Consider the following 19,852-nt stretch of genomic DNA (forward strand, 5'->3'; position numbering starts at 1 on the left):
CCTACCGCCCATCCGGCCCGAAGTCGTCACGCGAGCCCGGCGGCTCATAAGGCCCGGGACGGCCACCTCTGCCGGGACGGCCACCCCTGCCGGGACGGTCATCCCTCTCGGGACGGTCATCCCTGACCGGCGGGATCAGGTCGGTTGAGGCGGGGCGCTCCCCCAGGTCCATGCGGTAAGGATGACCTCTGGGAGCGGGGTCCCGGCTCGCCGTCCAGTCGGCGAGGTCCCTGGCACGGCCCGGAGCGAGGCTCTCCAGATAGGTCCGGGTGCGTGCCACGTCGCCGATGGTGTCCTCCGCCACGAAGGACCGGAGCTCCTCGCGGTCGAGTAACGCGACGGTCAGCCGGCCGCTCTCCGCGACGGCCGCGAGGGGACCCACGTACATGGTCACCGTGGTGGCTCGGATCGCGACGAGCAGCCGCCGCAGGGCGATGGAGGCATCCGTGCCGTCATCCTCTCCGCCCGCGGCGGGCAGTGCCTCCGAGAGGCGCTGCCGAATGCTGTCGAATGTCTGGCCTGCGGCGAACTCGACCAGATATCCGACTCTCCAGGAATTCGCCCTCGCCGCCTTCGGCACTATCCGCACCGGTGAAAGGGCTTCCAAGAATCGTTCGACGTACTGGACGACGGTGGGTTCGTGCGCGTGGTCCAGTCCCCGGACCTCCACGGCCACCGTCGCGCCCACCTCCGCGGCGCCCGCCGCGAGCGTTTCGCGGAACCCTCGTTCCGCCATGTGCCGGTCCAGCACGCTCGCGATCCGCGAATCCTGGGAATCTCTCAGAACGGCGAGTTCGTCCCGCACTTCGCCCAGCCTGTCCAGCAGTTCGTGGTGCGCGGACCGCTGGCTCTCCAGCGCCTCGCTCCTCGCCGCCTCTTTGTCCTTGACCTGGTCGAGGTCCCTCTGGAAGAGACCGACCTCGTTGCGGAACCGGAGCACGATGCCGAGCGCCGCGACGGCGACGAGCAGGCAGGTGACCGCCACGACCACACTCACCAGGAGTCCCTCCTCGCGTACGTGGCCCAGCAGGCCGAGAGGGCGAAGGTCACGGCGGCGGCGCAGATCATCATCAGCACGCCGTCCCCGACACTGAGCGTCCCGGAGTCGCGAGGCGGCGGCTGCGCGATCCGCGTCACCGTCACCGTCGGCACGGGAACGGTCACCGGCACAGGGGAAGCGGAAGGCGACACCGGCATGGTCTGGGCCGGAGGCGACCCTCCCACCTCGGTGGCCGGTCCGTCGTATGTCGTCGCGAGCAGCACGCCGAAGATCAGCGCAAGGAATAAGCCGGACGCCTTCATCATCACCGCCCCGAGTACCGGTCCATCGTAGATAACGGGTCATCCGCTGCCGAGACCCTTCCAGCCGTATCGTTCTAGATCAAGACCGACCTGGCACCCCGAATATGACATAAAAGCCGATATCGGATGACAAGGACGCTAGTTCTACCTCTTCCTAATTTCTGCCAGAGATCTGATTTTCTCGCTAATTCCAGCTAGAACGGAAGAAATCTTGATTTATCGCCATAGAAGATGACTAAGATCGCTGTCGATCGGTCAGTGTGCGATCGAGCAGGAGGAAGAATCATGTCCGAAGATCTGAGCTCGGCCGAAGGCGCACAGGACCGGGCTCCGGCCGGCATCGAGATCAGCAAGCCGAGCATCGCGCGGGTCTACGACTACATGCTGGGCGGCAAGGACAACTTCGCCTCCGACCGCAAGGTCGCCGAGATGGCCCTCCAGATCGCGCCGGACGCCCCCGAGGCCGCGCGGGCCAACCGTGAGTTCCTCCGCCGGGTCGTGCGCCACCTGGCGGCCGAAGCGGGGATCCGGCAGTTCGTCGACATCGGCTCGGGCCTCCCCACCCAGGGAAACGTGCACGAGATCGCCCAAGGCGTGGACCCACGGGCGCGGGTGGTCTATGTCGACAACGACCCGATCGTTCTCGTGCACGGCCGCGCCCTGCTGGCCAAGAACGACACCACGACGGTCATCCAGGCCGACATCCGCCAGGCCGACGACATCCTGAGCCACCCGGAGCTGCGCCGGCTCGTCGACTTCTCGCAACCCGTCGCCCTGCTGCTCTTCTCGATCCTGCATCATCTCAACGACGCCGAGGACCCCGAGGGGATCGCCGCCCGGCTCAGGAACGCGCTGCCTCCGGGCAGCTACCTGGCCATCTCCCACTTCCACAATCCGGGTGCCGCCCGGCCCGAGATCGCCGAGCAGGCGGCGTCGGCCGAGAAGCTGTTCAACGAGCACCTGGGCACCGGCCGCTGGCGCTTCCACGCCGAGATCCTCGCCTACTTCGGGGACTTCGAGGTCCTCGACCCCGGCCTGGTGCCGGTGGCCGAGTGGCGGCCCGGCCCCGGCGACCAGGCCGCGCAGGGCATCACGTACCACACCCTGGTGGGTGGCGTCGCCCGCAAGCCGGACCCGCATCCGGCCTGATCGCCGGCGATCGGTACGTCAGTTCGAATCCGATCGAACGTGAGAGGGGCCGCCCAGCGACAAACGGGCAGGCTCCTTCGTGTTCCGTCAAGACCTCGAAGATCTACGGGCGACAGCAGCTGAACGAGTCGATCAGTCGATCATCTTGGTGGTCACCGACTTGGGGTTCGGCGCCTTGATCGACACCTTGGTGCCCCATCCGGTGAAGCGACTCTCGATGGTGATGGTCTTGCCGTCGTGACCGTTCACGTCGAATATCCCCGTCGCCGCGTACGAGCTCTTCACCTTGCTCACGAGCCCGGCGGAGGTGAGCGTGAGGGTGTAGGAGACCTTCGTGTCGTCGTGCATGCGCAGCGGGATCGACCCGGCGAACCAGGGCGACACCTTGTCGAGCTCCTTGAAGGTGATCTTCCCCGTGATGGCGCTCCTGGTCAGCTTGCCCTTCTTGATCAGGGCGGCCAGGGTCTTGGGCTCGACCGGGTTGATGACCTGCCCGCGGTAACCGGCGCCGCCGCCGAACGAGCCGCGGCTCTTGAGCCAGGTCTTGCCCGCCGGCAACCGGTCCTTCCACACGCCGCCCGAGGTGTAGCCGACCTTGCCAACGGTGATGGTCCGCTCGCGTCCCAGATCCGAGGTGGCCACGATGTCGGAGCCCGCGAGCCCCTTGGCGTTGAACTGGAAGGTGCCCTTACGGCTCTGCACCTTGGTCTCGTCCTCGCCCGAGAGGGTGGTGGTCTCGGTGAAGCGCACCCCTCGCCCGGTGGCCAGCTTGCCCTTCAGGGCTCGGACAGGATCTATGGAAACGGCCTGAACAGGGACAACCTGAACGGGGGCCGCCTCGGCGGGTACGGCCACCAACAGGGAGCCGCAGACCACCAGGGTCGTGATCGTCTTCTTCATGAGACGTGATCATGCCGAAGACGGGTCACGGGCAGGGCACGATCGGGCCAGGTGCCCGCCCGTCGGCGGTTCAGCCGAAGCTGGCGTGCGGTGCGCTGGTGCCCTGGGGCACGCGGGCCGGGCCGGACGTGCCGGGACGGACATCGAAGTCGAAGATCGCGGTGGGCAGGTAGACGGTGGCGCAGGAGTTGGGGATGTCCACCACTCCCGACAGCCGACCCTCGATCGGCGCGGCGCCGAGCAACAGATACGCCTGCTCAGGGCTGTAGCCGAAGGTCGTCAGGTAGTCGATCGCGTGCAGGCAGGCGCGCTGGTAGGCCAGCTGCGAGTCGAGGTAGCGCTGCTCGCCGTCCAGCGTGACGGACGTCCCGGAGAACGCGAGCCACTCGCTGTACTGGGGGGCGGTGCGGCCCGGCATGAAGATGGCGTTCTCGCCGACGCGGTACGTCTCCATGCCGCCCTTGATGAGGTCGACGTGCAGGTCGATGAAGCCGCCCATCTCGATGGCGCCGCAGAAGGTGATCTCGCCGTCGCCCTGTGAGAAGTGCAGGTCACCGACCGACAGGTTCGCGCCGGAGACGAACACCGGGTAGAAGATGCGGGAGCCCTGGGTCAGGTTCTTGATGTCCTGGTTGCCGCCGTTCTCCCGGGGCGGCGCGGTGCGGGCGGCCTCGCCGGCGACCCGGTCGAACTCAGACGAGGGCACCGACCCGAGGACGGCGTCCTGAGGCTCGGGGGGCAGGGCCAGCGGCGGCACTCTCTGCGGGTCGGTGGCGATCAGCGCGCCCTCCCGGGAGTTCCATTTCGCCAGCAGCTCCGCCGACGGCGCGGTGCCCATGAGGCCGGGGTGGACGATGCCGATGAACGACACCGCCGGGATGTGACGCGACGTGGCCTCCTGACCGGAGAAGTCCCAGATCGCCTTGTAGGCATCGGGGAACTGCTCGGTGAGGAACCCGCCGCCGTTCTTGGTGGGGAAGACGCCGGTGTAGCCCCAGCCCTGGCCGGCCAGCGGGCCGCTGTCCTCCTGCGGAATGGGCCCCACGTCCAGGATGTCCACGATCAGCAGGTCGCCCGGCTCGGCCCCCTCGACCGCGAACGGGCCGCTGAGCGCGTGCACCGTCGTCAGCGGGGCGTCACGGATGTCCTCGGCGGAGTCGTCGTTGTGGATCGCGCCGTCGAACCACTCCCGGCAGTGGACCCGGAAGCTGTCGCCCGGCTTGACCCGTGCCACCGGCGGGATCTCGGGATGCCAACGGTTGTGACCGATCTTGGCCTGGTCGGTGAACTTCTTGGTCGAGTCGAGCGGGAAGATCAGCTCTGGCACGGCTGGATTCCTTTCGGCACAGGGACGGTCACGGGCGCGGCAGGCGTCTGGTGGCGGGATGGGTGGCCACCGCCCCCACGGCGCGGCGCCGTGGCAGGGACGTGACGACTTCGGGCTCGGAGGCGCTGCGCTCCGCGCGTCGCAACTGAGCCGACACGGCAGCCGGAGTGCGCGTGAGCATCGGCGGCGAGAACACCCGGACCGAGGTCGCTCCGCAGTCCGGGCACGGCATATCAGCCGGTGCGCTGCCGATCGGAAAGGCAGCATCAATGTCGGAGCAGTGCGGACAGCGATAGCCATATCTCGCCATAGCAAACGCCCTTCGCGCGAATTCCAACAAAAGCCTCCCCAGGCCACGACGTCTCTATCGACGTGACCTGGGGAAACAGCCTCAGAACCGGATACATATGCAACTTAACGCGCGAATGAGCTGCAATCGATCTCACTTCCGCCAAGCTTGCTCGCGGAGTAAGGCAGTTCGCTGAGTCCCTAGGCAAAACCCATGCAACGTACCTGCCAGCTGTGCATGCCCGAAGCCCCGGGTGAGGGGTCAGCGCCCCCGAGTCTCCCTGTTACGGAGTCCGGCTCACCGCCCTGCCCAGAACGGGTCCCGGCCGATGAAACCGAGCAGTCTGGTCTGGGCGTCCGCACCGGCGGGCACCTCGACCGGGGCACCGTACTGGCCGGAAGCGCGCAGAGCCTCCTCCATCTGCTCCATCTGGGCGAGAAGCCGAGCACAGAACTCGGGGTCCAGCCGGTCGTCCTGGCCGGTGGCCCTGGAGAGATCCCAGGTGTGCATGAACACGTCAACGGTGTAGAACTGGTCGATCGCGGCCGCCACAGGCAGGCTGCCGACGTGTCGGTTGACGAGTTCCCGGTGCGCCGTCGCCGCGTCGTCCAGCACCGCCTGCACGCCGTCGCAGTGCACCTGCCACGCGGCGACCGGGTCCTCATCCACCGACGCTCCCTGGGGCAGCTCGATGCCGGCGCCGGAGGCGAGAAACCCGGGGAACCATTCGGTCAGGTGACGCACGACGTCGCGGGCGGCCCAACCGGCGACCGGCGACGGCGCGTCCCAGGACCGGGTACCTCGGACCCGGTCCGTGAACAGCCCGGCGACCTGCCGGTGCCGCTCGGCCGGGTGATCAGACAGCACCATCGGCGAGCATCCTCTCCAGCTTCGCGTAACCCTCGTTCACACCGATCTCCATACCGCTGCGCAGCCACGCGTCGCGGCCTTCGAAGCTGTCGACCAACGCCTGCGTCCGCAGGCGGGTACGGCCGCCGCCCAGGTCCTCGAACCACAACGTCTCCAACGTGACTCCGTCGGGATCGCCCTCGTACGTCAAGGTCTGCACGATGCGGTCCGGCCTCACCTCGTGGAAGCAGCCATGGAAGCCGTACTCCGTGCCGTCCTGCGCCGAGACGTACCGCCAGCTGCCGCCGGTACGGGCGTCCCAGTGCTCGATCCGGGTGGCCAGGGCGTGGGGGCCCACCCAACGGGCGAACAACTCGGGATCGGTGTGGGCGCGGAACAGTTGCTCGGGCGTCGCCGCGAAGTCACGTGTTGTCAGGATGATCGGCAGCTTCGGGTCGACTTCGATGACCGTCTCCGTGAACCTGTCCATGTTCCTCTCCGTTCATCTCCGCCAGGACGGCGTCAAGGCGGCGGTTGCGCTGCTCGACGCGGTCCCGGTGGCGCTCGATCCAGGTGTCCATCAGGTCGAGGGCCTGGACCTCCAGGCGCACCGGCCGGGGCTGCGGCCCTCGCGGCCGGCTGACGAGCCCGGCGTCCTCGAGCACCCGCAGGTGCTTGTAGACGGCCTGCAGCGTCATCCGGTACGGCTCAGCCAACTGACTCACAGTCGCGTCGCCCTCGGCGAGCCGGGCCACCATGTCGCGCCGAGTCGGATCGGCGAGGGCGGCGAAGACCCGGGACAGCGTGTCCGTGGTCGTCTCCCTTACTTTCAACCCAACGGTTGAAAGGACCGTAGACCGTGGGCCGCCCATCGGTCAACCCAGCGGTTGAAAGCGCTGCTTCGAGCATGTCCCCACCGACTCGGGGATCCTCCATTCGGCTGCCAGGCTCGTTCATCGGCTTTCCGGCTGCTGCCACGTGAGCATTCATCAGGCCCGAGGTCCGGGGCGGTCAGAGCATGATGCCGACCGTGGCATCGCCGGCTGGGTGGCCCCCGGCGGCACGCTGCTCATCGTGGGGCACCCGCACACCCAGGACGCTACCGGCCACGGGCACCACCCTCCCGCCGAAGCGGCGGCCACCTCCACGTCCATCACCGCGCGCCTGAACGACACGGAGTGGGAGATCGTCACCGCCGAAGAACACCTCCGCACACTCACCGGCCACGGCGACCAAGCCGTCCCCCTCCACGACGTCGTCGTACGCGCCACCCGCCGCCGTTGATCACACCATCCGATGCCGCACCGGCGGGTACGACAGGAGGCCGACTTCCGTCGTAGGCTGAATCCCGCGCGTGACGGACGGGAGGCCGGAGTGACCGAGACGACCGTAGTCGAGGTGATGGCCGAGCTGGCCGAGCTCGAGGACCCGAAGATACGCGAGGTGAACGAGAAACACGGCGACGATCACGGTGTGAACCTCGGCAAGCTGCGCGCGCTCGCGAAGCGGCTGAAGACGCGGCAGGAGCTCGCGTGCCGGCTCTGGGAGACGGGTGACACCGCGGCGAGACTGCTGGCGACCCTGATCTGCCGTCCGAAGGCGTTCGAGCGTGACGAGTTGGACGCCATGATGCGCGAGGCGCGCACACCCAAGGTGCACGACTGGCTCGTGAACTACGTGGTGAAGAAGAACCCGCACGCCGAGGAGCTGCGCCAGGTCTGGTCCGCCGATGCGGATCCAGTGGTCGCGAGCGCCGGCTGGGCACTGACCACCGAACGCGTGGCGAAGAAGCCCGACGGCCTCGACCTCGCAGGACTGCTCGACGTCATCGAGGCCGAGATGAAGGACGCCCCGGATCGCCTGCAGTGGGCGATGAACCACTGCCTGGCTCAGATCGGCATCGAGTACGCCGAGCACCGCGCCCGTGCGATCGACATCGGTGAGCGCCTGGAGGTGCTCAAGGACTACCCGACTTCGCCGGGCTGCACGTCGCCGTTCGCACCCATCTGGATCAACGAGATCGTGCGCCGACAGCATGGCGATGAGAGCCAGACACCCCTGCCGACCGGCGCGGCCATGGCTCCCGCCAGGAGCCCCGGCTCGATGTAGCGAGCGTGGGCCGCCGTACCGACTGCCGGCATTCGTCAGTACGTCGACATGCGGGTTCTGACGCCGCTGCCGACGGACTGACCGTTCAGTGGGCCCCACCCGAGAAGAGGGTCACAATCCGGCACCACCGGTCGCGTCGATCACCCTGCCGGTCACCCAGCGAGCCTCGCCGGAGGCAAGGAATGCCACGATGTCGGCGATGTCTTCGGGCTGCCCGACCCGGCCCAGCGCGGCCAGCGACGCGGCGTGCGCCTCGGCTTCCGCGTTGCCGCGCAGCCATCCTGCGTTGACGTCGGTATCCACGATTCCGGGGGCCACCGAGTTCGCCGTGATGCCCCGCGGGCCCAGTTGCTTGGCCAGGTTGAGGGTGAAGGTGTCCAGGGCCCCCTTGGTGGAGCTGTAGGCGATGATCTCCGGCATGGCCAGGCGGGCCGCGCCGCTGGAGATGTTGATGATCCGCCCGCCGTCGCGCAGCCGGCTCAGCCCCTGCTGCACGATGAAGAACGGTGCCCGGACGTTCACCGCGAAGACCTCGTCGAACTCCTCTTCGGTGAGCGAGGCCAGGTCTGAGCTGCGGCCGATGCCGGCGTTGTTGACGATGATGTCGACGCCCGCCCGGAGCGAGTGCCGTTGGGTCTGGGCGTCGAAGGCGGCCCACAGGGCGGCCGCGTCGCCGTGCCTGCCCAGCTCGGCCCGGATCGCGAACGCCCGGCCGCCGTCCTTGCCGATTGTTTGGACGACCTCGTCGGCCGCGGCTTGATCACGGGCGAAGGCGACGGCCACGACCGCGCCGTCCCGGCCGAGCCGCTCGGCGATGGCCCGCCCGATTCCCCTGCTGCCGCCGGTGACCAGCGCCACCTTGTCGTCCAGCCTGCGTCCGCCCATGATGTGCCACCTCCTGTTTCTTGAGTGATTGCTCAACAATCACGCTAGCATGATTTTTTGAGTGAACGCTCTAGAATGTGACGCATGAGTAAAGCAGGCACGGCACGGGGCCGTCCGCGCACGTTCGACCGTGACGTGGCACTCGCCGCAGCCACGCGACTGTTCTGGGAGCACGGCTACGAGGCCACCTCGCTCAACGAGCTCACCGAGGCGATGGGCATCCGGCCAGGCAGCCTGTACGCCGCCTTCGGCGGCAAGAAGGCGCTGTTCAAGGAGGTCGTGCACGCCTATGCTCGCTCGCCCGTCGGCGCGTTCATCGGCGTCGCCCTCCACGAGGAGCCCACGGCTTACCAGGCTTTCGCTCGCATCCTGCGCGAGGCCGCGACGATCTACCCCGACCCCTCCCACCCCGCCGGCTGCCTGACCATCACCGCCGCCACCAACGTCACCGTCCAGGACGCCGAGATAGCAGCGTTCCTGCGCGATCTGCGCAACGCCAACCTCGCGGTCTTCAAGGACCGCCTGCGCACCGCTCAGCAGGACGGCGAACTACCCCCATACGCCGATCCCCGTGCGCTGGCCGGCTACTTCGCCGCCGTCATCCAAGGAATGTCGCAGCGCGCCCGGGACGGAGCCGACGCCACCGAACTCTCCGACATCGCCGAACTGGCCCTGGCCGCATGGCCGAGACGTGGGCCAGGTCCGCCAAGCTGACCCACAGCCTCAAGTGGCCAAGGTCATCCACCACGCGCTTCAGTGCTCAACGGGTTGCTAAGACCACGGGTCATGGCAAGAGAGTGCAGCATGACGAGCGGAGACCGGCCGAATAGTCGGACGCCGTGAGTCTCGCCGGATACGCCGCCGATGAATCCCGCCGCGCCCAGCTCGGCATCGGCTTCGCCACGTACCGCCGCAACTGACGCCCGCCACCGAGCTCGGCGCCGCCGGGGTCGCCGAGCTCGCAGCCATCGAGGGCCGAATTCGTGCCGGAGTCGGACCGCCGTCAGCACCCGTCGCGGTTGTTCCAGCTGCCCACCGTTGTGTAGTAAGGGCCGGCGCTGCTGGGCGGGAGAGCTCCGCTGCTCTTCTGGCGTCCCACCCGTACGGTGATCATGCAGATGCGCTGCCCGGTGGACGGGAGACTCACCGAGACCCATTTGTCCACGCCGTTGCACTCCAGACGGGTGTGCGTCTGCACGGGTTCGTAGCTGTACTCGTCGACCCAGCCTGCCGCGCAGTATCCGTCCGTGGCGAAGTCCTTGAGCCAGAACGAGACCGTCACCCGTGCCCCATAGTCGGTCCAGTACAGTTCCCCCTCGCCGAGGCGGGCGACATTCCGCCATACGCCATTCACGGAGCCCGCGTGAAGCGTGTACGGGATGGGATCCCGATGCCAGGAGTCGGCGGCGCCGGACGCGACAGCCGGGCTGGGCGCGAAAAGAGGAAACGCGAGGCAAAGGGCCCCTGCCAGCCGAATGATCGAACGCATTGTCATACCCTCTCGATTGCGGACCCCGGTTTCTTCCTGGGATCGTGAGCCGGGCCCACGCCGTTGTCGATGTCATTCGGTTGTGTCCGAAACACCCAGCTCCGGGCAGGTCAGGGCCTGGAACGCGCCAACAGCACATGAACGGCGAACGTCATTCAGAATGCTGATGAACGGCAAACGTCACCCGAAAGAGTAAGAGAGTCCGGCACCCTGCATCGGAGGGCCCCGCTCATGCTCAGGATCTATTTCACGAGTGATGACATCGCGCGGACCAGAATCGCCACCGGGCCGGATCCGCTGTGGGAACTGGTGCTCGGCCTGCAGATGCTCAGGCCGCAGCGAGGCGATCTGCTTTTCACCGCGTGGCGCCGGGAAGCGTGCCGGACGGTACGGCAGGCGAAACTCGGGGAGATGCTGAACCTGCTGCTGGCCCTGACCCCGAACGTGGGCTACTTCCCCGATTTCCTCAACCCCAGCAAGGCGATCCACGGTCTGGATCAGGGTATCGAGGCGCTGCGCAGCACCCCTGTCACGATGCTCAAGCGGGACGTCCGCCGCCTGGCCGCGACGCGCCGGCTGCCCTCGAACGCGCGGCGCGTGGCCGACGGCGAGCCCGCCATGCTCACCGACCTGACCGAGGCCATGCGGATCTGCTACGAGCTGATCGTCCTGCCCTATCGGCGCAGCGTCGACGCCGCCCTTGAGAGGGAGCGCCGGATCCGTGCCTCAGCCTTGGCCGCCGACGGCGTGGAAGGACTGCTGACGAGCCTGCGGCCGATGATGACCTGGTCCTCGGGCGAACTCCGCATCCCTGGGCATCGCGACCAGGAGCTTCACCTGCACGGCCGAGGACTGCTGCTCATCCCGACGTACTTCTGCGTGAGCGGCCCTTTGACGATGCTCGACCCGGACCTGCCGCCCGTGCTGGTCTACCCCGCGGTACGCGGGCCGGAGGCTGTGCCGTCGCGCGCCTCGGGGGTGCCGGCGGCGCTCGGCGCGCTGATCGGATCGACCCGGGCCGCGGTGCTGGAGGCCGTCGGCACCCGCGAGGAGACGAGCACCACGGTGCTGGCCCGCCACCTGGGCATCTCCCTGGCCTCGGCCAGCGAGCACACGACCGTACTGCGGCACTCCGGCCTGGTTTTCAGCCACCGCGACCACAACCGTACGCTGCATCACCTGACCGACCTCGGCCGCGCCCTCCTGGAGGCCAACGCCGACGCACTGCTCCCGTAGGTTGCGGTGGGAACGGCTGCGGGTGCCGAACAACGACGTGATCGCATCTGTACCTTCCTGGCGAGGTCAGGCCCTTGATCGCCGACTACTAAGCTGATAGCTGTGCTGCAGGCAGGCGAGGTCGAGGCGATCAGATGACGATGAGCGCGGAAGAGGATTTCCAGCAGGTCGGCGCCGAGTTGGCCGATCTGGGTGTGGGGGTCTCCAGGATGATGGGCAGGCCCGCGCTCAAGAACCAGGCGGGGAAGGTGTTCGCGAGCCTGCAGCGCGACGGTGCGATGGTTTTCCGGCTGGTCAGGGACACCCCTGAGTACACGGCCGCGCTCCAGCTGGCCGGGGCGTCCCTGTTCGACCCGACGGGCCAGGGCAGGGTGGTGAAGGACTGGGTGGTCGTGCCTCACTCCTCGGCCGAGAAGTGGACGGATCTGGCCGAGGCCGCTCTCAGCCGCCCGCGCTGATCACACGGACCCTCCATACACCACGTCCGTGGACGTGACCCCATGCGACTGTCGGTTGATCCCCCTGATCGTGACCGCCGACGACTGATCAGCGACTGTTGATCCGACGGCCCTGCTGACCCATGTCATCTCTGCGAGGCCCGGAGGAATGCTCCATTCTTGCCCACACTGGCCCACAGCTAGCGAGCGTCAACGAGAACGGGCGGGCCTCCGTGAGACTGAAGGCCCGCCCGTTCGTACGATGTTCGTCCTGGTCAGCGGCCGGAACCGCCGGTCAAGATCGAGTGCCCCCTGTAGTGTGCTGGTTCAGGACATAGGAAACCCATGTCGCGAGACATAGGAAACTTCACCAGGGTGTGTCTCGGGACATAGGCAACCACCGCGATCAACAGTGTGGGCGGTGTGTCCAAGGCCAGAGTTGTCATCACCGCCGTCATCGTCGAAGGACGCTCCCAGGCAGAGGTCGCCCGCGCCTACGGGGTGTCCAAGGGCTGGGTGTCCAAGCTCCTCGCGCGCTACCGGGCCGAGGGCGAGGCGGCGTTCGAGCCCCGGTCACGACGACCGCACACCTCGCCGAACGCGATCGACGCCGACACCGTCGAGCTGATCGTCCGGCTCCGCAAGGAACTCACCGACCAAGGGCTGGACGCCGGACCGGACACGATCGCCTGGCACCTGCGGCAGCATCACGGGCGGACAGTGTCCCGAGCCACGATCAGCCGCCACCTGGCCCGTCGCGGGCTGGTAACCCCCAAGCCGAAGAAACGTCCCCGCTCGTCCTACATCCGCTTCGAGGCCGCGCAACCGAACGAGACCTGGCAGGCCGACTTCACCCACTACCGGCTGGCCGACGGCACCGACACCGAGATCCTGTCCTGGCTGGACGACCACTCCCGCTACGCCCTGTCGGTGACCGCGCACGCCCGCGTCACCGGCCCGATCGTGCGCGACACCTTCCGCGCCGCAGTCACCGCACACGGCGTGCCCGCCTCCACCCTCACCGACAACGGCATGGTCTTCACCACCCGCCTGGCCGGCGGCCGCGGCGGCCGCAACGCCTTCGAACACGACCTACGCCGCCTGCACGTGCGGCAGAAGAACACGCGCCCCCAACCACCCCACCACCCGCGGCAAGGTCGAACGCTTCCAGCAGACCATGAAGAACTGGCTACGCGCCCAGCCCGACCAGCCGGCCACCCTCACCGACCTGCAGGCCCTCCTCGACCGCTTCGCCGACGCCTACAACCACCACCGCCCGCACCGGTCCCTGCCGCACCGCGCCACACCCGCGGCCGTCTACCGCGCCCTGCCCAAGGCGCTACCTGACGGCAACCGCGACACCGACACCCACGCCCGCGTACGTCACGACCGCATCGACCCCTCCGGCGTCGTCACCCTGCGCGTCAACGGCCGCCTCCACCACATCGGCATCGGACGAACCCACGCCCGAACCCACGTCATCCTCCTCGTCGACGATCTGCACGTCCGCGTCGTCAACGCCATCACCGGAGAACTCCTGCGCGAGCTGACCATCAACCCCACCCGCGACTACCAACCCCAGGCAAACCCCAAAACGACGAAACCCCCGAACCCGTAGGTTCGAGGGTTTCCGATGTCCTGATACATCACAGAGTGCCCCCTGTAGGATTCGAACCTACGCACCCGGCTCCGGAGGCCGGTGCTCTATCCCCTGAGCTAAGGGGGCTCAACGTGTGACAAGGCTACCAGCATCAGGCCACCACTCGTCACGCGATAAACCTCCGATCACACATCCTGGAAAACCGCACGTGACCGCGCCACTACGGGTAGCTTTGCCGCCGTGGGCGAGGTTCTTGGCAAAGTACTGGTAGTGGACGATGACGAGGTCATCCGTCAGCTGATCGCGGTCAACCTGAGCCTGGAAGGGTTCGAGGTCGCGACGGCCACCGATGGGCAGGACTGCCTCGAGCGGGTGCTCGACGTCATGCCCGATGTGATCACCCTGGACGTGATGATGCCGTGCCTCGATGGGTGGGTGACGGCCCAGCGGTTGCGCATGGGCGAGGCCACCAGCCACATCAAGGTGGTGCTGATCACGGCCCGGGCGCAGGATGACGACAAGAGGCGCGGCAGGGGCATCGGCGTGGACGCCTACCTGACCAAGCCGTTCGATCCGGCGGAGCTCATCCAGGTCGTACGAGACCTGGCCGCGGACGCGAGCACGTAACGGATCAGAGCAGCCCGCGCCGACGGGCCGCGGCGGCGGCCTGGGTGCGGGTGGAGGCGTCGAGCTTGCCGAGGATGTTGGACACGTGCACGCTGACCGTCTTCTGGGCGATGAACAGGCGTTGCGCGATCTCCCGGTTGGTCAGCCCCTCGGCCACGAGGCGCAGCACCTCGATCTCCCGGGCCGTCAGGCCCCCGTCCGCTTGCCCGCCGGCGAAGCGGGCTCTCCTGGCGAACTCCGCCAGGGCGTTCTCCAACGGCACGGCGCGTAGCTTGCCGGCCGTCTCCCTGGCCAGCTCCCACTCCGCCTGGGCGCCGTCGCGGTCGCCGGTCGCCAGCAGGGCTTCGGCGAGCCGCCAGCGGGCTCGGGCCGTCTCGTAGACGAAGCCGAAGTCGAACGCCGTCACCACGGCCCGCCACAGGTCGGGGTCGAGCCGCCCGTGGACCCGGTGCCATTCGGCTTCGGCCCGCAGGGCCCAGGCCTGACCTTCGGGGCCCAGTCGGCTGCCATGTCCTGCCGTGCCGTGGGTGACGGCGAACCGGGCCCGTTCGGCCAGTTCGTCGGCTCCCTCCGTGATCCCGAGGTCGGCGAGCGCCCACAGCCCGATGGCGGCGACGCGGAGCGTGCCGGGCTCGCCGGGGACCAGGTCGTCGAGCACGGCGCGTACGTGATCGAGGGCGGCGGCCGGGTCGCCCTTCCACAGGGCGTGCTCGGCGGCCAGCCCGCGCGAGATGTAGGAGGCGAGTGTGTCGGACCAGAACGGGCGCAGCCATTCGAGGCGGCTCTCGACGGCCGGCAGCCCTCGGCCCACCTCCAGGAACAGCGCGAAGGACGAGAGCACGGCCTCGGGAGAGGTGCCCACGCGGGCGCCGAAGGACGCGGCCACGGCCTCAGCCTGATCCCAGTCGCCGGACACGTAGTAGATCAGGAAGCGCAGGAAGCGCAGGTCGGTGCCGTAGGTGCTCCACTTGAGCCCGCTCTCGAAGGCCAGTTGGACGCCCTCGTCGGCGGCAGCCGCCGCATGGTGGAGCGCCCCCTCCTCGAAGTGGATCCGGGCGTGGTGGAACCGGGCTCGCAGGTCCATCGCGAGATCTCCGGTGCTCTCGGTGAGCGCGACGCCGAGGAGGTCGTGGGCCCGGGCCAGGTCGCCTCGGGCTTCGGCGTGGATGGTCAGCGTGAGCAGTGCGCCGACCTCGGCATCGCGGGCGCCGGCGGCGCGGGCGGTGTCGAGGGCGCGGTGGGCGAGTCGCTCGCCTTCGGTGTGGCGGGGGCTCCAGGTGAGGGTGCGGGCATGGGTGGCCAAGGCGCGAGCCAGGTCGGCCTGGCCGGTGGCGGTGGCGACGGCCCGCTCGGCGGTTTCGATGGCCCTGTCCTGGTCGTCCAGCTCGATCAGGTAGTAGGCGAGGCGCTCGCTGACCTCACTGGTCTGGGGCAGGGCGCGGAGCTGGGTGACGGCCCGGTGCTTGTCGCCGCTGTCGGCGGCCATGACGGCGCTGCGGAAGGCCAGCCGGACGCGGCTCGCCCCGGCCAGCGAGGCGGCGTCGTCGACGCGCTCCCACAGGCTGAGCGCCTGGTCATAGTGGTTGTGCGCCTCCGCCGGCGCGCCGAGCCGCTCGGCCAGCCGGCCGGCTTCGGCAGAGGCGGCGAGGGCGCCGGCCAGGTCGTGGCCGGCCAGGTGGTGGTGGGCCAGCTCGGCGGGTGAGGTGAGCAGCCGGGCGAAGGCGGCGTGCAGCCGGGTGCGCTCGCCTGGCAGCAGGTCGGTGTAGACGGCCTCCTGCAGCAGGGCGTGGCGGAAGGTGTAGCCGTGGCCGGTGACGCGGAGCAGGCCGCGGGAGACGATCTCGCGGACGGCCTCCTCGAAGGCGTCGAGCGGCAGGCCGGAGACCTCGCGCAGCAGGTCGTCCTCGACGCGCCGGCCGGCCACGGCGGCGGCCCTGAGCACCCGCTGTCCGGGCTCGGACAGCACTTCGACGCGCGACATCAGCAGGCTGGCGAGGCCGTCGGGCAGGCTGTCGCCCTCGGCGAGGGCGGCGTAGAGCTCTTCGGCGTAGAAGGGGTTGCCGTCGGCGCGGGCGACGATCTCCCCCAGCTCCCCGGCCTCGATCTCGCCCATGGTCGCCACGTAGTCGGTCATTTCGCCGGTGTCGAGCGGGCCGAGGTCGATCGAGGTCACCGTGGGCAGGCGCTTCAGCTCGGCCAGCACGGGCCGCAGGGGGTGGCGGCGGTGGAGGTCGTCGGTGCGGTAGGTGCCGACCACGCACACCTGCTCGGTCTGCACCATCCGGCTCAGGAAGACCAGCAGGTCACGGCTGGACCGGTCGGCCCAGTGGAGGTCTTCGATGACGAACAGCACCGGCTGGAGGTCGGCCAGCAGCCCGAGCAGCGAGCCGAACAGCCGCTGCTGGGTGAGCCCCGACGAGGGGGCGGTCTCCACACCGGGCAGCAGCTGGCCGAGCATGGGGTGGGCGGCCACGGCCTCGCGGACCGCGGGCTCGGCGCCGCGCAGCGCGTCGGCCAGCGGGAGGTAGGGCAGGGTGTCGCCGAGCTCGGCGCACTGGCCGGCCAGCACGTGGAAGCCCAGCTCTCGGGCCCGGCCGGCCAGCTCGGTCACCAGCCTGGTCTTGCCGATGCCGGCGTCGCCGCCGACCAGGGCGACTCCCGCCGTGCCCGCGACGGCGGACTCGAGCACCCGCACGAGTCTTTCCAGCTCGGCGCCACGCCCGACGAGAAGACCATTCACGCCCGCCACTATCCCATGTTCTGCCGACATTCCCATTGGTCCACAAACAAAGGCGTCGATTGGCTCTGATGACCGGACCAAAGCCGTTCTACGCTGAGGATTCATGATCTCTTGGTCGACGTTGGTGCCGTTCCTGGCCGCTTCGCTGGCGCTGGTGCTGATCCCTGGGCCCAACCATCTCTACATCGCCGCGCGAGGTCTCACGCAGGGCAGGGCGGCGGCGCTGGCCAGCGCGTTCGGGGTGGAGACGGGCACGCTGGTGCACATCGCGGCCGCCGCCGCGGGGCTGTCCTACCTGATCACGAAATCGGCGACGCTGTTCGCGATCGTCAAGTGGGCGGGTGTCGGCTACCTCGTCTACCTGGGGATCCGCGCCTTCACCGCCAAGGAGCCGGCTCGGGCCGAGACGCTGAGGCCGCAGCCGCTGCGTGCGGTCTTCCTGGAGGGCGTGGTGGTGAACGTGCTCAATCCCAAGGTCATGCTGTTCTTCCTGGCGTTCCTGCCGCAGTTCGTGGACCCGGCCGCCGGGTCGGCCGCGCTGCAGATCGTGCTGCTCGGGGTCACGCTGCTGCTGCTCGGGCTGCTGTCCGACATCGCGTACGCGCTCACGGCCGGCACCCTGGGCAGCCGGCTGGCAGGCGGGGCGAAGGCGCTGCGCCACTTCAGCGGGGTGGTCTACCTGGGGATGGGCGTCCTCGCCGCGTTCGCCGGGAGAAAATGACCAGATGGCGCCGAGGAAGCAGCAGGAGATCTTCGACGCGACGCTGTGGCTCGTCGCGGAGAAGGGCTATGACGGGCTGACCGTGGAGGGCGTGGCCGAGCGGTCCGGCGTCAACAAGACGACGATCTACCGATGGTGGCCGTCGAAGGCGGCGCTGCTCGGGGCGGCGCTGGTGGAGGCCGACGTGCTGGGGTTCGAGCCTCCTGACACGGGCAGCCTGCGGGGCGACCTGGTCGCGCTGGTCGAGGGCGTCCGGCGGCTGCTCACCGAGCCTCCGGCCAGCGACATCGCGGTCGCCGCGCTCGGCGCCGCCGTCCGCCATCCCGAGCTCGACGGGCGCCGCTTCTTCGTCGACCGGTTCGTACGCGAGCGTCAGATCTTCGAGCGAGCCGTACGGCGCGGCGAGCTGGCCGGGTCGGTGGACCCGATGCTGGTCGTCGACCTGCTGGCCGGGGCGGTGTGGGTCCGGGCGGTGTTCCGGGGGCTGCCGGTCTCCGACGGGTTCGCGGCCGAGGCGGTGTCGGCGGTCCTGGACGGGGTGGGGGCCGGCTGACCCGGGGCCTCAGAGCACTTCGGCGAGGGCGACGGGGATGCGGTCAAGGACCGGATGCGGCACCAGGCCGTAGGCGTAGAAGTCGATCGCCATCGCCCCGGCCGCCTTCGCTCCGCGCGCCTTGGCGACGAGCCGGTCGGCCGAGTCGCTGTCCGGGAATCCGGGCCGTAACACCGCCCGCACCTCGCGGTCCTTGCCCACGGACCGCAGGTAGGCGCCGACGTCGTCGGCCACCCGGGCCGCGTCGCGGGCGTAGGCCAGCACCCCGAACGCGGGCACCAGGTCGCCCAGGGCGACCAGGTCGACGCCGAGCTGCCAGGCGTCGTGGGCCGCGAGCCCGGGGGTGGGCAGGCCGTCGGTGTAGCCCTTGACGGCTCCGGTCGAATCGATGAACACGAGTTTCGACCCTTCGTCGGCCACCGCGGACGCGACCTCCGACACCAGCGTGGTCACCGTCTCGGAACGGGCCCGGGCGTAGGCCACCACGTCGGGGCCGGCGTAGGCGGTCAGCGCGGCGCGGGTCACCTCGCCCTGCGCGGGAGCGTCGCCGTCGAGCACGCCGCCCACGATCCGGGCGCACTCGTCGCGTGCCACGTCGGCGTCCACGCCCAGGTCGGTGGCGCGCCGCATGCAGTAGTCGCAGAAGCAGAGCCCGAACAGGTAGGCGTCCATCGGTCCCAGCGGCACGAACGACCGCTGCGGCTTGAGCGGCCTGAAGTGCAGCGACTCGGCCACCACGCTGTCGACGCCGAGCCGGGCGACGGCGCGGGCCAGGGCGACGGCGTAGTCGCGTACGTCGGGATGAGCCGGGCACAGGTCGGTGAGCGAGCCGCGGTCACCGAAGCAGTCACGCACGGTCACGTCGGGGTGCTGGCCGCCCAGGGTGGCGTTGCGCAGGAAGACGGTCCAGCCGTGCAGCTTGAGCCCGCGCTCGGAGCAGGCCTGGCGCACGCCGTCGAGGGCGTCGGCGTGGCCGGGGGTGGGCTTGAGCCGAAGCCCGGCGAACAGCTCGGCGGGCACCGGGAAGTGGGCGCCGTCGTGGCGCACGGTCAGCCGGGACAGTCCGTGGGGGGTGACGTCGCGTGAGGCGTGGTGCACGACGCCGACGGTGACGCCCGCCGCGCCGTATCCGCTGACCCTCTCGAGCACCCGCTCCACGCCTTCGCCCCGCAGGTCCTCGACGAAGGCGTACACCGAACTGTCCACGAGCCGACCTTACAGTTCTGGTCAGGTGCTCTTGTGCGCCACGAAGTCGATCTCGACGAGGATGTCCAAGAGGTCCGATCCCACCGTGGTGCGCACGGGGTACGGCTTGGTGAAGTAGGACTTGTAGACCGCGTCGTAGGCGTCGAAGTCGCGCTTGAGGTGCTGCAGGTGCACGGTCGCCTTCACCACGTCGTCGTAGCCGAGGCCGTGGGCGGCGAGGATGGCGCCGAGGTTGCGCATCACCTGGTGGGTCTGCGCGACCACGTCGTCGCCGGCCAGCTCACCGGTCTGCGGGTCGACCCCGGACGCGCCGGAGGTGAAGACGAAGTCGCCGACGACCACTCCCTGGGAGTAGGAGCCCTTGGGGGCGGGGCCGTCGGTGGTCTTCAGTTCCTTCTTCATGGTTCTCCTCATCGGTAGGGGTGCAACGGTG

The 19,852-nt window shown here is 69.1% G+C and carries 22 protein-coding genes, 1 tRNA gene and 2 pseudogenes; 12 read left to right on the forward strand and 13 right to left on the reverse strand.

Annotated features, from left to right (window positions below):
• Window position 1: 1 nt before the first annotated feature.
• A complete protein-coding gene (locus AC5L3X_RS10070) occupies window positions 2–997 on the reverse strand; it encodes a hypothetical protein (RefSeq protein ID WP_494856547.1) in 996 nt (331 codons plus the stop codon).
• 21 nt (window positions 998–1,018) lie between these two features.
• Here AC5L3X_RS10070 and AC5L3X_RS10075 point away from each other — a divergent pair, with 21 nt between their 5' ends.
• Both AC5L3X_RS10075 and AC5L3X_RS10080 read left to right on the forward strand, forming a co-directional pair.
• Window positions 1,019–1,333 carry a hypothetical protein gene (locus AC5L3X_RS10075; protein ID WP_494856548.1) on the forward strand — a complete coding sequence of 105 codons (315 nt, stop codon included), beginning with the start codon at window positions 1,019–1,021 and terminating at the stop codon, window positions 1,331–1,333.
• A gap of 254 nt (window positions 1,334–1,587) precedes the next feature.
• Window positions 1,588–2,451, forward strand: coding sequence for an SAM-dependent methyltransferase (locus AC5L3X_RS10080; protein ID WP_494856549.1), 864 nt, complete (start codon window positions 1,588–1,590; stop codon window positions 2,449–2,451).
• A gap of 132 nt (window positions 2,452–2,583) precedes the next feature.
• On the opposite strand, the gene AC5L3X_RS10085 is transcribed toward AC5L3X_RS10080, so the two are convergent.
• From AC5L3X_RS10085 to AC5L3X_RS10105, 5 genes are all read right to left on the reverse strand, one after another.
• Window positions 2,584–3,351 (reverse strand): hypothetical protein, encoded by a 768-nt coding sequence (locus tag AC5L3X_RS10085; protein WP_494856550.1) that lies wholly within the window; start codon window positions 3,349–3,351, stop codon window positions 2,584–2,586.
• Between the two features lie 70 nt (window positions 3,352–3,421).
• Window positions 3,422–4,678, reverse strand: a complete 1,257-nt coding sequence (gene fmdA, locus AC5L3X_RS10090) for a formamidase (RefSeq protein WP_494856551.1) — start codon at window positions 4,676–4,678, stop codon at window positions 3,422–3,424.
• 586 nt (window positions 4,679–5,264) lie between these two features.
• Window positions 5,265–5,837: a TIGR03086 family metal-binding protein gene (locus AC5L3X_RS10095; protein ID WP_494856553.1), complete on the reverse strand. Its 573-nt coding sequence runs from the start codon at window positions 5,835–5,837 to the stop codon at window positions 5,265–5,267.
• The gene (locus tag AC5L3X_RS10100; RefSeq protein WP_189124710.1) at window positions 5,824–6,306 is read right to left on the reverse strand and encodes an SRPBCC family protein; all 483 of its coding nucleotides are present in this window, start codon (window positions 6,304–6,306) and stop codon (window positions 5,824–5,826) included. The genes AC5L3X_RS10095 and AC5L3X_RS10100 overlap by 14 nt, the downstream gene beginning before the upstream one ends.
• Window positions 6,239–6,688, reverse strand: coding sequence for an ArsR/SmtB family transcription factor (locus tag AC5L3X_RS10105; protein WP_494856554.1), 450 nt, complete (start codon window positions 6,686–6,688; stop codon window positions 6,239–6,241). Before AC5L3X_RS10105 ends, AC5L3X_RS10100 begins: the two co-directional genes overlap by 68 nt.
• A gap of 106 nt (window positions 6,689–6,794) precedes the next feature.
• Between AC5L3X_RS10105 and AC5L3X_RS10110 the strand changes: the two genes are divergently transcribed.
• Both AC5L3X_RS10110 and AC5L3X_RS10115 read left to right on the forward strand, forming a co-directional pair.
• Entirely contained in the window at window positions 6,795–7,100 is a 306-nt protein-coding gene (locus tag AC5L3X_RS10110; protein WP_494856555.1) for a hypothetical protein, read from the forward strand.
• Between the two features lie 117 nt (window positions 7,101–7,217).
• Entirely contained in the window at window positions 7,218–7,925 is a 708-nt protein-coding gene (locus AC5L3X_RS10115; protein WP_494856817.1) for a DNA alkylation repair protein, read from the forward strand.
• Window positions 7,926–8,036: 111 nt separating this feature from the next.
• Here the strand turns inward: AC5L3X_RS10115 and AC5L3X_RS10120 are convergent, their stop codons facing one another.
• On the reverse strand, window positions 8,037–8,810 hold the full coding sequence (locus tag AC5L3X_RS10120; protein ID WP_494856557.1) for an SDR family oxidoreductase: 774 nt from the start codon (window positions 8,808–8,810) through the stop codon (window positions 8,037–8,039).
• An 84-nt stretch (window positions 8,811–8,894) separates the two neighbouring features.
• Here AC5L3X_RS10120 and AC5L3X_RS10125 point away from each other — a divergent pair, with 84 nt between their 5' ends.
• Complete coding sequence (locus AC5L3X_RS10125) at window positions 8,895–9,524, forward strand: TetR/AcrR family transcriptional regulator (protein WP_494856559.1); 630 nt, start codon at window positions 8,895–8,897, stop codon at window positions 9,522–9,524.
• Window positions 9,525–9,813: 289 nt separating this feature from the next.
• On the opposite strand, the gene AC5L3X_RS10130 is transcribed toward AC5L3X_RS10125, so the two are convergent.
• Window positions 9,814–10,092: a hypothetical protein gene (locus AC5L3X_RS10130; RefSeq protein WP_494856561.1), complete on the reverse strand. Its 279-nt coding sequence runs from the start codon at window positions 10,090–10,092 to the stop codon at window positions 9,814–9,816.
• A gap of 438 nt (window positions 10,093–10,530) precedes the next feature.
• Here AC5L3X_RS10130 and AC5L3X_RS10135 point away from each other — a divergent pair, with 438 nt between their 5' ends.
• The 4 genes and pseudogenes from AC5L3X_RS10135 to AC5L3X_RS10150 all read left to right on the forward strand — a co-directional run.
• Complete coding sequence (locus AC5L3X_RS10135; protein WP_494856563.1) at window positions 10,531–11,535, forward strand: ArsR/SmtB family transcription factor; 1,005 nt, start codon at window positions 10,531–10,533, stop codon at window positions 11,533–11,535.
• 140 nt (window positions 11,536–11,675) lie between these two features.
• Complete coding sequence (locus tag AC5L3X_RS10140) at window positions 11,676–11,993, forward strand: hypothetical protein (protein WP_189124804.1); 318 nt, start codon at window positions 11,676–11,678, stop codon at window positions 11,991–11,993.
• A gap of 402 nt (window positions 11,994–12,395) precedes the next feature.
• Window positions 12,396–13,097, forward strand: a pseudogene (locus tag AC5L3X_RS10145) (helix-turn-helix domain-containing protein); the annotation flags it as partial.
• Window positions 13,098–13,149: 52 nt separating this feature from the next.
• Window positions 13,150–13,209: pseudogene (locus AC5L3X_RS10150) on the forward strand (hypothetical protein); the annotation flags it as partial.
• A 102-nt stretch (window positions 13,210–13,311) separates the two neighbouring features.
• On the opposite strand, the gene AC5L3X_RS10155 reads toward AC5L3X_RS10150, so the two are convergent.
• A complete protein-coding gene (locus tag AC5L3X_RS10155; protein WP_494856828.1) occupies window positions 13,312–13,476 on the reverse strand; it encodes a hypothetical protein in 165 nt (54 codons plus the stop codon).
• 150 nt (window positions 13,477–13,626) lie between these two features.
• Window positions 13,627–13,698: transfer RNA gene (locus AC5L3X_RS10160), tRNA-Arg, on the reverse strand.
• A 114-nt stretch (window positions 13,699–13,812) separates the two neighbouring features.
• Between AC5L3X_RS10160 and AC5L3X_RS10165 the strand changes: the two genes are divergently transcribed.
• Entirely contained in the window at window positions 13,813–14,199 is a 387-nt protein-coding gene (locus AC5L3X_RS10165; protein ID WP_189124717.1) for a response regulator transcription factor, read from the forward strand.
• 4 nt (window positions 14,200–14,203) lie between these two features.
• Here AC5L3X_RS10165 and AC5L3X_RS10170 read toward each other — a convergent pair whose 3' ends face one another.
• Window positions 14,204–16,939, reverse strand: a complete 2,736-nt coding sequence (locus AC5L3X_RS10170) for a helix-turn-helix transcriptional regulator (protein ID WP_494856566.1) — start codon at window positions 16,937–16,939, stop codon at window positions 14,204–14,206.
• Window positions 16,940–17,042: 103 nt separating this feature from the next.
• Here AC5L3X_RS10170 and AC5L3X_RS10175 point away from each other — a divergent pair, with 103 nt between their 5' ends.
• Together AC5L3X_RS10175 and AC5L3X_RS10180 are read left to right on the forward strand one after the other, a co-directional pair.
• Window positions 17,043–17,660: a LysE family translocator gene (locus AC5L3X_RS10175; protein WP_494856567.1), complete on the forward strand. Its 618-nt coding sequence runs from the start codon at window positions 17,043–17,045 to the stop codon at window positions 17,658–17,660.
• 4 nt (window positions 17,661–17,664) lie between these two features.
• Window positions 17,665–18,213 carry a TetR/AcrR family transcriptional regulator gene (locus AC5L3X_RS10180; RefSeq protein ID WP_189124720.1) on the forward strand — a complete coding sequence of 183 codons (549 nt, stop codon included), beginning with the start codon at window positions 17,665–17,667 and terminating at the stop codon, window positions 18,211–18,213.
• Window positions 18,214–18,222: 9 nt separating this feature from the next.
• On the opposite strand, the gene AC5L3X_RS10185 is transcribed toward AC5L3X_RS10180, so the two are convergent.
• Together AC5L3X_RS10185 and AC5L3X_RS10190 are read right to left on the reverse strand one after the other, a co-directional pair.
• Window positions 18,223–19,419 (reverse strand): hypothetical protein, encoded by a 1,197-nt coding sequence (locus tag AC5L3X_RS10185; RefSeq protein WP_494856569.1) that lies wholly within the window; start codon window positions 19,417–19,419, stop codon window positions 18,223–18,225.
• Window positions 19,420–19,440: 21 nt separating this feature from the next.
• Complete coding sequence (locus tag AC5L3X_RS10190; RefSeq protein ID WP_189124722.1) at window positions 19,441–19,821, reverse strand: RidA family protein; 381 nt, start codon at window positions 19,819–19,821, stop codon at window positions 19,441–19,443.
• Window positions 19,822–19,852 lie beyond the last annotated feature (31 nt).

The organism is Nonomuraea sp. CX421, assembly GCF_059358955.1.

Bases quoted from the DNA above. Each gene is read 5' to 3' on its own strand.
- AC5L3X_RS10100 (WP_189124710.1), bottom strand. From the start codon at position 6,306: ATGGACAGGTTCACGGAGACGGTCATCGAAGTCGACCCGAAGCTGCCG.
- AC5L3X_RS10115 (WP_494856817.1), top strand. From the start codon at position 7,218: ATGGCCGAGCTGGCCGAGCTCGAGGACCCGAAGATACGCGAGGTGAAC.
- AC5L3X_RS10120 (WP_494856557.1), bottom strand. From the start codon at position 8,810: ATGGGCGGACGCAGGCTGGACGACAAGGTGGCGCTGGTCACCGGCGGC.
- AC5L3X_RS10180 (WP_189124720.1), top strand. From the start codon at position 17,665: ATGGCGCCGAGGAAGCAGCAGGAGATCTTCGACGCGACGCTGTGGCTC.
- AC5L3X_RS10085 (WP_494856550.1), bottom strand. From the start codon at position 3,351: ATGAAGAAGACGATCACGACCCTGGTGGTCTGCGGCTCCCTGTTGGTG.
- AC5L3X_RS10190 (WP_189124722.1), bottom strand. From the start codon at position 19,821: ATGAAGAAGGAACTGAAGACCACCGACGGCCCCGCCCCCAAGGGCTCC.
- AC5L3X_RS10095 (WP_494856553.1), bottom strand. From the start codon at position 5,837: ATGGTGCTGTCTGATCACCCGGCCGAGCGGCACCGGCAGGTCGCCGGG.
- AC5L3X_RS10125 (WP_494856559.1), top strand. From the start codon at position 8,895: ATGAGTAAAGCAGGCACGGCACGGGGCCGTCCGCGCACGTTCGACCGT.
- AC5L3X_RS10105 (WP_494856554.1), bottom strand. From the start codon at position 6,688: ATGGGCGGCCCACGGTCTACGGTCCTTTCAACCGTTGGGTTGAAAGTA.
- AC5L3X_RS10175 (WP_494856567.1), top strand. From the start codon at position 17,043: ATGATCTCTTGGTCGACGTTGGTGCCGTTCCTGGCCGCTTCGCTGGCG.
- AC5L3X_RS10140 (WP_189124804.1), top strand. From the start codon at position 11,676: ATGAGCGCGGAAGAGGATTTCCAGCAGGTCGGCGCCGAGTTGGCCGAT.
- AC5L3X_RS10080 (WP_494856549.1), top strand. From the start codon at position 1,588: ATGTCCGAAGATCTGAGCTCGGCCGAAGGCGCACAGGACCGGGCTCCG.
- AC5L3X_RS10135 (WP_494856563.1), top strand. From the start codon at position 10,531: ATGCTCAGGATCTATTTCACGAGTGATGACATCGCGCGGACCAGAATC.